This window comes from Acinetobacter sp. GW821-FHT09D10 (genome assembly GCF_059416285.1).
Genome location: NZ_JBWKOW010000001.1, coordinates 1 through 12321, shown reverse-complemented (window position 1 = coordinate 12321; position 12321 = coordinate 1). Strand labels below are relative to the sequence as shown.

Here is a 12321-nt window from a genome sequence, read left to right as displayed (position 1 = left end):
TTAGAACTAAAAAGTCAATAATGTTTATTTCTAATTAAAATTCACATCTTTAAGTTAAACAAAACTTAATAAACAAATAAGATTTATTTATAGGTAAAACATTGTGAAAAAATATCTAATCGTTCGGCTATATCTAGTGTTTAAGCATTATCAATCTGAGGAATATTTTAGGTTTTGCAACAAGTTAAAGCACTTTTTTACTATTTGGTAAAGCTATCTAGTTAAAACAATAGAATTTACTCAACCACTTTAATAGAAAAAATATATTAAAGTTAAAGGCAAAAGAAGAATGCTCTTCTTTTGCCCATTCAGTTACTTCTCTAAACTATAAGCGATTACATAATCACCATGATCAGGAGACTGGCGAGCTCCGCCTGCCGTAACAATCACATATTGTTTACCTGTTTTCGGTGAAACATAGCTGATTGGGGTTCCTTGGCTACCCACTGGCATGCGTGATTTCCACAGTTCTTTACCTGTAGATGAATCAAAAGCACGTAAGTAGTAATCTTGTGTTGCTGCAAAGAAAACCAATCCGCCTTGTGTTGCCATTGGCCCACCAATAGTTGGCATACCAATTGGTGCTTTTAAGCCCATTTTGATACCCATAGGTCCAGTATCCTGTACTGTACCAAGCGGTACTTGCCATGCAATCTGACGAGTTTTTAAGTCAATCGCAGTCATGGTACCAAATGGTGGTTTTTGACAGGGAATGCTAAGAGCTGACATAAAGCGGTTTTTATTCACTTTATATGGTGTACCTTTCATTGGCACAGCGCCCATACCCGTATTTACTTTCTCTCCACCACTCGCCTGAATCTTAATATCTTCAGGGGTCTGTTCCATTAACTGAATCCATAACCCAAGACGCATATCATTCACGAACATATAGCGATGTGTCGGATCAAATGCAATGCTACCCCAGTTCATACCACCCAAAGAGCCTGGGAAGCTTAGTGAAACATCAGTACCTGGTGCAGTAAATAAACCTTCGTAACGCATTGACTTGAAGTTAATACGACACATGAGCTGATCAAACGGCGTTGCACCCCACATATCTGATTCAGTTAAAGTCTGATTACCAATTTGAGGCATTTCAATTGAACGTGGTTGAGTTGCACTGTATTGCTCACCCGGAATATTTGCAGGCTTAACTGGCTGTTCAATCACTTTGGTAAGTGGTTGACCCGTTACACGGTCAAGCACAAAGAATTGACCTGATTTGGTTCCAATAACAACAGCTGGTTTCGTCGTACCATCTTTTAATGGGAAGTCGACTAGACTCGGCTGCATTGGCAAGTCAAAGTCCCATAAATCATTATGAACAGTTTGATATACCCACTTTTCTTTACCTGTTGTCGCATCAAGTGCTAAAACAGAAGTGTTATATTTATGATCTAAGGGATTACGGTTACCACCCCAAATGTCGACAGATGAGCTACCCATAGGTAAAAACACCGTATTCATTTGCGGATCATAAGACATTGCAGCCCAAGAGTTTGCCGAACTACGTTTATAAGTTTCACCCGGTTTAAGAACATAGTTAGGATCTGGATTACGTGCGTCAAATGCCCAGCGAAGTTTACCGGTAATCACGTCATAACCACGGATAACACCACCTGGCATATCTGCTGCTACGTTATCGGCAATACGGCTACCTACTACAATGGTTGTTCCAGCAATAGTCGGTGCAGAAGTCACTTCAAAACGTGGAGCTTTAGTTCCAGCTCCTAGACCTTCTAACAAGTCAACTGTTCCATTTACACCAAAATCAGCACAGCGCTGACCATTATCTGCATTGACTGCAATTAAACGACCATCAGGTGTATTGGTATATAAACGGCGTGGACATGCGGTATTGGTTGCAACTGGAGTTATTGCATTTGCACCAGCCAAAGTTGGTTGTACCAGTGGCTTAGTCGAATCAAAGTATGCAACGCCACGGCAGCGCTCCCAAGCATCAGCTTTAGAATTCACTTCAGCTTTCCAGAGCTGTTTGCCTGAATCAGCATCGATCGCAAAAATATTATTATGCGGTGTACATAAAAAGACTTTATTCCCAACTTGTAGTGGAGTCATTTGGTCTTCAGCACCATTACCGCTACCCGTGGTAAAATCACCTGTTCTAAAACGCCAAGCTTCTTTTAGTTTATGAACGTTATCTCGGTTAATTTGATCGAGAGCAACGAAACGACTACCACCTGCATCATTCCCATAGTTTTCCCAATTCACCTGTTTTTTAGCAGGATCTACTGGTACTAAAGGTAATTTTTCACCTGAACTTGCTACTGTTGGATGAGGCTGGAACATTTGATAGAGTGCAATCAACATACCAACAACAACTAATCCACCTACCGCATAGGATGAAGATGCCAAACCGCTTTGGAATTGGTAACGTCGAATTGCAGGTAAGGTAAATAACAATGCAGCAAAAAGACCAGCAGGAAACATTAACCGCGAGAATAACGGCCAGAATTCCCAACCTGCATCAATCAGCGACCAAATTACGGTGCCAACAAAAACAGCCGCAAATATCCAGACACCAAGTGCCTTTTTACGAAAAATACTAAATGCAGAAATGGTAATAAACAGCCCTGCGACTAGGAAATACCAAGATCCACCTAATGACACTAGCTTTCCACCACCTACGATGTAAAAAACACCAGTAGCCAATAAAACTAGGCCTAATAGAAAACACCATATTTTGAATAAGATATGAAACTTAGAATCTGACTCAGACATAGATCCTACTCCACATATACTGAACACAATAGTTCAAGCATTTGGGCCAGTTAAACTATGTCTAACCAGCCATCAACATTGTTAAAAATTGACTTTCACGCTAAGACCAGCCACCCAAGCATCATCGACCGCTTTTACACCAGCAGGTTGATGGATATATTGAATGTTTGGACGTAACATAACGGCCGGAGACCATTGATAGGTATAGTTCAACTCGACATTTAGTTCGTCGTCTTGAATTGGAATATAGTCAGATGCAATCGCATCATAGCTATAGTATCCACGGCTTTCGTTTGTCGCGATCTGCTTATCTTTAGCACGATCATTGACCACATAATTGGCAATACCAAAACCAATCGAATCGTTTGGACGGCTATCAAACGGTCCTTTATACCAAAGTGCAATTTGTTGTGTACTTTGAACAAAGGTGGTTGCTTTATCATTTACAACACCGTTCAAGCTTACGTATAAACCACGTTTAGGGTCTTCACCTTTATGGGTAAGTTGTTGCTGAGCATTAATCCAGAAACTTTGTTTCCCATCATGAACTTTGCCCGCAGTTTTAATGTCATTCGCTTCTGCGGTTGAATACAACGCCCCTACTTTATATTCACCCGGTAAGCCATTGAAAGTAGAAAGTTTTGGTTTCCAAGCAAGTTCAACTGGTATGGTCGCACCCTTCACGTTGTTCATATCCAGATTAAAGCCATCACTATTTGATTCGGTTTTAATATTGTCCGGATTGACTTCATAAACACCGACACCCAAAGTCCACTCAGGCGCAAACTGATATTTAACGTTTGTAGCCCAAATACCGACTGGCGAGTTATACCAAATTGAACCAATTGATTTTCCTAGCTGTCCACCGCAAAGCAATAAGTTCTGAAACTCACATTGAGAACTATTAAAATCCTCTGACATACCCATACGACCGAATTTGACCTGTACTGTATTATCAGCAAAACCCTTTTTCACCCATGCCTGAGATAAACGCCAGATTTTACCGCGACCATAAATCTCTTGAGCATTGCCCAATTGGCTAGAACGCGGGTCTTTAATACGCTCGAGAGTTAATGCATTCCCGTCACGTTTAGTCACGACTAGGCTCGCTGTTGTATCTTTCCATCCAGCAATTTTTTCTAAGTCGAAGTTTGCACCTAAAGAAAGTTGTGCAGCATTTTCAAAAGTATTGCTGTCGTTGTAACCACCATCTAAATTTGTGGCAGCTTGGCTCATGATAGAAGCTGTAAATTTATAGCCCTGTTGTTCTAGTTGCTGACGTTCACCATTCCAGTCGCCAAGCAACCATTGACGGTCTTGTGACCACGGCTCATTCGCAAGCGTAAATTGGCTGCCCAATACAGCGATTGTTAATACACTCAGTTTCATTAAATTCGGCATTTTAAGTCCCTTTTCTCATTTCTATATTTCTATGCTGCGCCTCAGTTTGAGGCGCTTTCCTTATTGTTATTTAACACTTGTAAAACCAAGCTCAGAAGTTGCACCAAAACGATCAGTGATATTCGCTGTAATTGAGGCAACTTTTACAGTTGGCTTCCAATTCGCTTTTGCAATTCCTTGCGCATCTGTAGCAACTGTTATTGCCCCTAAATATTGCTCAGCTTCTTTTGATGCCGCATTTTGATTACCAAAAAATTCAACTTGGTAACGTTGATTTGGTAAACCATTAACTTCTACCGCAACTGAACCTTTATTCGCAGTTAATTTAGGAGCTTTAATACCCTGATTAGGTTGAGCATTACAGCCTTGTTGATTTGGTTGAGTACATGTTTTTTGTTGTTTAGATGGATCAACAACTACACCACCACCACGAGAACCTACAAATCCTTCGTGCTCAAGTGCAGGTACACCAAATACAATTGCACCTAAACGCTGATTAGGTACACATGAACCACCCGCTTCACAGCGCTTAATATCTTTACCATTGTCCCAAATCAGGTTTTTAGTCAATGTAATTTTTGCAGTTGCATCTTTTTCAGAGCGAATTGCGACACCAATACGGTTACCATGAACTTTGTTGCTATCGAGAATGTTGCCATCACCTGTCATATTGAAACCAATCGAGTTATTGGTCATTTCATTGTAGGCAATATAGTTACGCTTACCCCAGTTAATCTGTAAACCATCCGAGTAGTTTTCGAATTTATTACCGACTACGGCATTGTCATTACCCCACAAAATTTCAATACCTTGTGATGGCTCTGGGTTTGCTTTAGTTGAAACAAAATGGTTATTTGCAATCAGGTTAAAAGCAGCACCGCGGGTTAGTTCTAAACCATCGCCATTATCTTGGAAGATGTTGTCTAAAACTTTATTGTTATTGGTCGTGGTTGCCGTTGGGTTACCTTGTCCATCATCACCAGTTAGCATGACACCCGCACCACCATAGTTATTGCTAATACGGTTGTGCTGAATGAGATTATTGCTTGAACGGTTGATCAATACACCAATACAGAAACGATGAATATCTAGACCTTTTAACGTGACGTTATTTACATCGCGTAGTACTAAGCCCGGTAAAGTCATCGTACGCACATTGGTCCCATACTGTTCAGGGTTTGCGCCTGGGCAAGCTTTCGCACCTTCGCCTTTAATATAGTTTGAACCATCGATCGCAATATATTCACCAGTTTTATCCCACTGGGTACCAATGATTTTGACCGGTGCTTTAATCTCAGGAAGCGCGCTGTTTAATTTGATTGCATAAGGTGCTTTGCCCACTGCCTGAATCAAGATTTCGCTCGCATCGGCTGGGTTAGCATTGGCTTGCTCAATTGCCCAACGTAAAGAACCTTTATTGCTGTCGTCCTGATAACGGTCAACAACATAAGTTTGAGCCGCGGCTACACCTGAAACCATCAAACCTAATGCAAGAGTAGTTAAACGTAATGTATTCATTTCATCATGTCCTTATGATTTATGGATTTGTTGGTTGAACGGTTTTTAAAATCTGTTTGAGCTTAGTCACATCAATTTGCCCCGGTGCAGAAGCCTCACCAATCATGCCAAAGCTATAACTTCCGCCCATATTGGCTGTCGCAACACGAGAAATCGTACCTAGTTGGCCCATTGACATGGTCAATAAAGGTTTAGTGGTTTGCTGACTTACTTTTAAAGTCGCGTTCATTAGAGTGAAAACGTCTTGTTTAGATTTTGGCATTACTGCAATTTTGAGAACATCTGCGCCCATCTGATCTTGTTTTAACAAGCGCTTTTCAATTTCATCTTGGCTTGGTGTTTTCTGAAAGTCGTGATTAGACATTACAACCAGCACTTTCTTTTGATGTGCTTTTTGAACAATTTCTGAAACTACTTTTTGATCACGGAACATTTCAACGTCTAACCAGTCCATGAAAGGATTTTTTAAATAAGCCTGATAGGTCTTACCATAATCCGCATCACTAATTTCAAGTTGACCACCTTCGTTTTTAGTACGAATTGTGGCAATCATTGGCTTATTGCCTAAGATCTTTTTTAATTCGTGACCTAACGCAATCACTTGTTTTGTATCACTAGCAAAACTGAGTAAATCAATACGGAATTCTGCCAAATCAGCATCTGCTGTATTTGCAATGACTTGAGCTTGTGCCAAAGCTTGTTCTTTAGTTTTTGCAGTAATCGGAACAATCGTTTTAACAGCTGTAGTAGCAGCCTGAGTTTGAGCAGCTAAAGCGACAGGTTCAGCATTCACCTGTGCTGTAAAAAATGGAAGTGCAAGCAAACTTAAGCTTAATAATGTTTTCATGTTCATATCATTCATCCTTGAAAAAGGCTACACGCATCCATGGGCGATCATGTGTAGCCTTAGGTGTTTCTTAAATATCAAAAAATACGGTTTCGTCATCGCCTTGAATACGAATATCAAAGCGGTAAACAACTTCACCGTTTTCTTCAAAACGCTTTGCAATAAGAGTTTCGCGACGTGGTGCCCATTCAATGCTATTTAAAATCGGGTCATTGGCATTTGCTTCTGCTTCATCTTCAAAATAAACACGCGTATTAAGACCTAAATTAATACCACGAGCGAAAATCACTAAAGCAATATGAGGTGCCTGAGTTGAACCTTTACGCCCCGCAGTTGCGCCCGGTTTAATTGTATTGAAACTCCAAATACCCGTTTCAAAGTCTGCACCAGTACGGCCCCAACCTTGAAAAGCTGGGTCAGCTTTTTGCTCACGTGTATCAGCCTGACTTGGGTAAATACCATTTGCATCGGCCTGCCAAATTTCGATAAGCACATCTCGTAGAGGTAAACCTAACCCGTCAAATACTTGCCCTTCAAGACGGATACGCTGGCCTTGGGTCTGGTCTTGTACAAGCTGGTTATTAAAGTTGTTTTCAAAAACTTCGATATTTGCTTGTTGTGGTAACAAACCAATGTGAACGTAAGGACCACCCGTTTGAGATGCAGTTTCTTTTAATTCCTGAAAATTCCAGTTATTCATGCTAAGGCTCCTGATTAAGTCAATTCGTTTTCGAAGTAAGTCGCTCGACGTCCACGTAAAGTGATGTCAAAACGGTAACAACGGCTATCAGCTTCGATAAAGTTGTTTTTATCTTCTAGTGCAATTAGTGCACGACGTTGATCTTCAGAAGGAATGGTTTTTAAAATCGGACAAGAGTCGATTAAAGTATCACCTTCAAAATAGAACTGTGAAATCAGGCGCTGAGCCCAACCATCAGCAATTAAAGAGAAATGAATATGAGCCGGACGCCATTCATTAATACGGTTACGCCATGGGTACGGACCCGGTTTAATGGTACGGAAAATATAAAAACCATTTTCATCCGTTAATGTGCGACCACAACCACCGAAGTTAGGATCCATGGCACCAATAAATTTATCATTTGGATGACGATAACGACCAGAAGCATTGGCTTGCCATACTTCTAAAAGCGCATTTTTTACAGGACGACCAAATTGATCACGAACATAACCATGAACAATGACACGCTCACCAATTGGCAAACCATCTTTGGCATAGTTCAAAATCAAATCGTTATCTTTTGGGCCAAACAGATTTGAAGAAAAATGCGGTGCAGTGACTTCAGTTAAAGTCTCGTTAATAGAGATCAATGCATTTTTTGGCGAACGTAATACACTTGTTTTATAACCTGGCGTATACGCTGGTGGATGATCATCTGTATTACGTTGGGCGTAAGCACCCCAGCTATGTTGTGACATCTTTATCTCCTTAATCCTGTTCTTTCGCTGCAACTGGGCTTACTTCTATCCCCAATTCTTTAAAGACTTCTTCAGCCATATGCATTGCAGCGTTTGCAGCAGGTAAACCTGCATAGAGTGAGCTATGTAAGATCAACTCTTTTAAATCTTCTTTAGTTACACCATTGTTGAAGCAAGCACGTAAATGCATGCGTAGTTCATCTTCACGACCAAGCGCCAATAAAATTGCGATCGTCACTAAACTACGTGTGTGACGTGGCAAGCCTGGACGAGACCACACCTCACCCCATGCGTAACGGCTAATAAAATTTTGAAAATCTTGGTTAAAGTCATTCAAGTTCTGCAAAGACCGACCAACATGCTTTTCACCTAAAACTTCAGTCCGCACTTCAATGCCTTGTTTATAGCGTTCTTCATCATTCATTGTGATAGACCTCCATTAAGTTGCATCGGTATGCGCAACAAGTGATTTAACAAATACAGCAACAGCAGCAGCAGTCGCTGGAATCAGTAATAAACTGAGAATGGCAGTAAATGACCAATCATTACCGAGTAATACGGCACCAATCCAAGCACCAAATACTGCACCGAAACGTCCAATACCCGTCATCCAAGACACACCTGTTGCACGGCACTGCGTTGGATAAAAACGTGCACTTAAAGCTGGCATTGAAGATTGCGCACCATTAATTGCGATACCTGCACAAAGCACCAATACAGCAAGTAAAGTTGAATTTCCTAAGCTTTGACCGACAGCAATCGCAAATAGACCTGCGGCGAAGTAGAAAATAGCAATCACTCGGTTCGGGTTGAATTTGTCCATCGCCCAACCAATGAATAATGCACTCACCACACCACCAAACTGGAACAATCCACCAATAAATGCAGCACGCTCCATCGAAGCACCTGTTTCACGCATGAGTGTTGGTAACCAGCTTGTAAGCAAGTAAACAACAACTAAGCCCATGAAATAAGTCAACCAAAGCAAAAGTGTTCCTTTCGCATATGGTTTAGAAAACATAATTCCAAAAACATTTTTCTTTTGAGCTGTTTCAGTTTTCTCTTCAGGAACATAAAAAGTGCTAACGTCTTTAACTTGAGTTGGTGCAATATGATTTAAAATTTTGCGTACTTTCTCTGGGTCTTTACCTTTAACAATTAAAAAGCGGTAAGACTCAGGTAAAACGAAAATCACTAAAATCATTAAAATCAAAGGTGACCAGCCACCCAGTAAAAATAGACTGTGCCAACCGTAAGTCGGAATGAGCCAGCTACTAATAAAGCCACCTGTTGCCATACCTAAGTTGTAGCCACAGAACATACATGTCACCAGTAGTGAACGAATGCGTGTTGGACAATATTCAGAAAATAATGTTGTGGCATTTGGCATAGCTGCACCCAGCCCAATACCTGTCAAAAAGCGCAATACAACAAGGCTATCCAGATTTGTTGCATAGGCAGATGCCAAGGTAAAACCACCAAAAATCAGCATTGATACTGCCAAAACAATTTTGCGACCAAAACGGTCAGCTGTCGGGCCAGAAACCAAAGCTCCAATAATCATTCCACCAAGTGCAGCACTCATCACTGGGCCTAACTGAGAACGGTCAACGCCCCAGTCCTGAGCCAAAGCTGGAGCAATAAAACCCATTGCAGCTGTGTCGATCCCATCAGTAAAAATAATTAAGAAACAGATGATTGCGATCATCCATTGATACTTACTGAGTGGAGCATCATTAATCAGTGCTTGAGCATCGATACTTTTGTTTGGTGCAGCGTAATCCTGAGACGCCATATTTGCCTCCTTAAGGCCAATTCCTTTTAAATCACTAAGCTATTAGATTTGCTGAATAAACCTAGTCAATTCCTGAGTAAATCTTTGTGGTTGTTCAATATTAGAAAGATGAGATGCTTCCAGTTTTGCAAGTTGGCTATTGTTGATAGCACGCTGCATAAACTCAGCATCTGCTACGGTAGTTACCGGATCATATGTCCCTGCAATCAGCAGTACCGGAATCTGGATTTGTGCAATTTCATCTCTTAAATCAGCATGTGCTAAAGCACGACATGCATTGGCATAACCTTGTGCTGGTGTGTTTGCGAGACTTTGAATCGTCGTTTGTGCAACCACATTATGTTGATAGTCGAATTTGTCACTGAACCAACGGGTATGCGTGGTTTTAACCAATTCAGCCAGTCCATTTTGTTCTACTGATTCTGCACGACTCAACCAAGCCTCAGCCTGTCCAATTTTAGCTGCCGAGTTCGCAACGGTGATGCTGTGAAAATGCTGTGGATAATGAATACCTAACCAAAGCCCTGTAATTCCGCCCATTGAAATGCCACAAAAATGAGCTTTTTCAACGTTTAAAGCATCTAAAATATCAACAACATCTTCTGCTAAGTTTTGCAATGTCGTGTCGCTAACTACATCACTTTCACCATGGCCACGTGTGTCATATGTAATGACATTAAAATGACTTTTTAATTCATTTAACTGTGGTTGCCACATACCATGGTCTGTTCCTAGCGAATTAGAAAACATAAGCACAGGAGCATCTTTTAAGCCTTCACTGTAAACAGCTAACTGTTTACCTTGTCGATTGCTAATAGTCTGTTTCACTTTGACTCTCCTTGTGCTTCTTGCAAAACTGCATCTATCTGTTGTTGAATATTGCCTAAATAGTTTTCCGGTTTAAAAATATCCAGTATCTCTGTTCGGCTAAACTGTTCTTTTACTTCATCTAACTCGCTAACGACATCGCATAAATGCTGCTTTTGTGCCACTGCTGTTTTACACGCAGCTTCAACAACATGATGAGCAGTTAAACGACCAATTTTTGGAGCAAGTGCCATCATGACAGCTTCCGCCATAATCAGACCGTTCGTACATTCAAGGTTTCGTTGCATATGCTCAGCATTAACTTCAAAACCTTGTAAAACTTCACCAGTACGGCTTAATGCTCCAGCACAAAGCTGAAAAATTTCAGGGATTGCCAGCCATTCTGCATGCCACGCGCCTAAGCTACGCTCATGTTCCTGCACCATACTTTGATAGATGCTAGACATAAGTGCTGGTACGCGATTCGCTGCTGCAAGTACTGAAGCTGCTGCAACTGGATTACGTTTGTGTGGCATGGTTGATGAACCACCACGACCTTTTGCAGTTGGTTCAAACAATTCTGCAATTTCGGTTTGCATCATGAGTGACCAGTCACGCGCCATCTTGCCTGTGTTACCAACAATCATGCCGAGCACACTTGCGATTTCTACAATACGGTCACGCTCACCATGCCATGTGCTTGTGGGTCCCGTCAGATTCAACTGCTTAGCAAATGCATTTACCACAAGTGAACCTTGATCTTGCAAAGAAGCTAATGAACCCACAGCACCACCTAACTGAGCAGTAAGTACACGTGGTTTCATTGCTTGTATACGGTCCAAATCACGTTTAAATGCAGAAGCCCAACGTGCAAGCTTATGTCCTAAAGTAATTGGCAAAGCTTGCTGTAACCATGTACGCCCAATCATGACCTGATGACGATATTGTTTCGCTTGTTGTAATGCAGTGGTGTAGCACTGTTGAAGTTGTGCTTCCACAATGTTTAACGCATCGCGGCATTGCAAAATACAAGCTGTGTCTAAAATATCCTGACTTGTTGCGCCCCAATGCACATAACGTGAAGCATCTTCATCTACATCTTTAACAATTGCCGTAAGCTGCTTTACAAATGGAATTGCAATATTCCCAGCTAGGCCAGTTGCCACAGCCAAAGCTGGAAAATCAAACTTTTCTAGTGCTTGCTCAGCCACTTGTGCAATTGTATTAGCCGCATTTTGAGGAATCACGCCAACTTGTGCCTGTGCTTGGGCTAGCGCAACTTCAACCTGAATCATGTATGTGATTAAAGATGAGTCACTAAAGATGTCAGTGACGTCTTTTTGATAAAACAAGCTGGCATATAACTGACTCATGATTAGACTCTCTCAATAATGAGTGCAATACCTTGGCCCACACCAATACACATTGAACACAAAGCGTAACGACCACCTGTTTGTTCAAGCTGGTTTAAGGCTGTGGTCACCAGGCGTGCACCTGATGCACCCAATGGATGACCCAATGCAATTGCACCACCGTTTGGATTGACCTTGTCAGAACCATCTGGCAAGCCTAAATCACGGGTAACCGCTAAAGCCTGTGCAGCAAAGGCTTCATTCAGCTCAATCACATCCATCTGATCTAAAGTCAAGTTGGCTTGTTTAAGTAATTTTTTAATCGCTGGCGCCGGAGCAAAGCCCATAATGCGTGGTTCTACACCCACCGCTGTTGAAGCAATGATCTTGGCACGCGGTTTTAGGTTATAAGTTTGAAC

General features: G+C 41.4%; 10 protein-coding genes and 1 pseudogene. All 11 read right to left on the bottom strand.

The window, feature by feature from the left end:
* Positions 1–312: 312 nt before the first annotated feature.
* Complete coding sequence (locus tag AC07M3_RS00055) at positions 313–2742, bottom strand: glucose/quinate/shikimate family membrane-bound PQQ-dependent dehydrogenase (RefSeq protein ID WP_494566121.1); 2430 nt, start codon at positions 2740–2742, stop codon at positions 313–315.
* A gap of 81 nt (positions 2743–2823) precedes the next feature.
* On the bottom strand, positions 2824–4143 hold the full coding sequence (locus tag AC07M3_RS00050) for a carbohydrate porin (RefSeq protein ID WP_494566120.1): 1320 nt from the start codon (positions 4141–4143) through the stop codon (positions 2824–2826).
* Positions 4144–4209: 66 nt separating this feature from the next.
* A complete protein-coding gene (locus tag AC07M3_RS00045; protein WP_005046743.1) occupies positions 4210–5661 on the bottom strand; it encodes a NosD domain-containing protein in 1452 nt (483 codons plus the stop codon).
* A gap of 19 nt (positions 5662–5680) precedes the next feature.
* Entirely contained in the window at positions 5681–6508 is an 828-nt protein-coding gene (gene aroD / locus AC07M3_RS00040; RefSeq protein WP_133748164.1) for a type I 3-dehydroquinate dehydratase, read from the bottom strand.
* A 70-nt stretch (positions 6509–6578) separates the two neighbouring features.
* Positions 6579–7208 carry a protocatechuate 3,4-dioxygenase subunit alpha gene (gene pcaG, locus AC07M3_RS00035; protein ID WP_005040150.1) on the bottom strand — a complete coding sequence of 210 codons (630 nt, stop codon included), beginning with the start codon at positions 7206–7208 and terminating at the stop codon, positions 6579–6581.
* A 14-nt stretch (positions 7209–7222) separates the two neighbouring features.
* Positions 7223–7948 carry a protocatechuate 3,4-dioxygenase subunit beta gene (gene pcaH, locus AC07M3_RS00030; protein WP_003652026.1) on the bottom strand — a complete coding sequence of 242 codons (726 nt, stop codon included), beginning with the start codon at positions 7946–7948 and terminating at the stop codon, positions 7223–7225.
* 10 nt (positions 7949–7958) lie between these two features.
* Positions 7959–8372, bottom strand: coding sequence for a 4-carboxymuconolactone decarboxylase (gene pcaC / locus AC07M3_RS00025; protein ID WP_005040148.1), 414 nt, complete (start codon positions 8370–8372; stop codon positions 7959–7961).
* Between the two features lie 15 nt (positions 8373–8387).
* Positions 8388–9743: a 4-hydroxybenzoate transporter PcaK gene (pcaK, locus tag AC07M3_RS00020; RefSeq protein ID WP_005040146.1), complete on the bottom strand. Its 1356-nt coding sequence runs from the start codon at positions 9741–9743 to the stop codon at positions 8388–8390.
* Between the two features lie 42 nt (positions 9744–9785).
* Complete coding sequence (pcaD, locus tag AC07M3_RS00015) at positions 9786–10571, bottom strand: 3-oxoadipate enol-lactonase (protein ID WP_494566119.1); 786 nt, start codon at positions 10569–10571, stop codon at positions 9786–9788.
* Positions 10568–11923 carry a 3-carboxy-cis,cis-muconate cycloisomerase gene (pcaB, locus tag AC07M3_RS00010; protein WP_494566118.1) on the bottom strand — a complete coding sequence of 452 codons (1356 nt, stop codon included), beginning with the start codon at positions 11921–11923 and terminating at the stop codon, positions 10568–10570. The genes pcaD and pcaB overlap by 4 nt, the downstream gene beginning before the upstream one ends.
* A 2-nt stretch (positions 11924–11925) precedes the next feature.
* Positions 11926–12321 (bottom strand): annotated as a pseudogene (locus AC07M3_RS00005) (acetyl-CoA C-acyltransferase); the annotation flags it as partial.

Excerpts from the sequence above, each read along its gene's own strand:
- pcaC (WP_005040148.1), bottom strand. The coding sequence starts at position 8,372 with ATGAATGATGAAGAACGCTATAAACAAGGCATTGAAGTGCGGACTGAA.
- pcaH (WP_003652026.1), bottom strand. The coding sequence starts at position 7,948 with ATGTCACAACATAGCTGGGGTGCTTACGCCCAACGTAATACAGATGAT.
- pcaB (WP_494566118.1), bottom strand. The coding sequence starts at position 11,923 with ATGAGTCAGTTATATGCCAGCTTGTTTTATCAAAAAGACGTCACTGAC.
- aroD (WP_133748164.1), bottom strand. The coding sequence starts at position 6,508 with ATGAAAACATTATTAAGCTTAAGTTTGCTTGCACTTCCATTTTTTACA.
- pcaG (WP_005040150.1), bottom strand. The coding sequence starts at position 7,208 with ATGAATAACTGGAATTTTCAGGAATTAAAAGAAACTGCATCTCAAACG.
- pcaK (WP_005040146.1), bottom strand. The coding sequence starts at position 9,743 with ATGGCGTCTCAGGATTACGCTGCACCAAACAAAAGTATCGATGCTCAA.
- AC07M3_RS00050 (WP_494566120.1), bottom strand. The coding sequence starts at position 4,143 with ATGCCGAATTTAATGAAACTGAGTGTATTAACAATCGCTGTATTGGGC.
- AC07M3_RS00045 (WP_005046743.1), bottom strand. The coding sequence starts at position 5,661 with ATGAATACATTACGTTTAACTACTCTTGCATTAGGTTTGATGGTTTCA.
- AC07M3_RS00055 (WP_494566121.1), bottom strand. The coding sequence starts at position 2,742 with ATGTCTGAGTCAGATTCTAAGTTTCATATCTTATTCAAAATATGGTGT.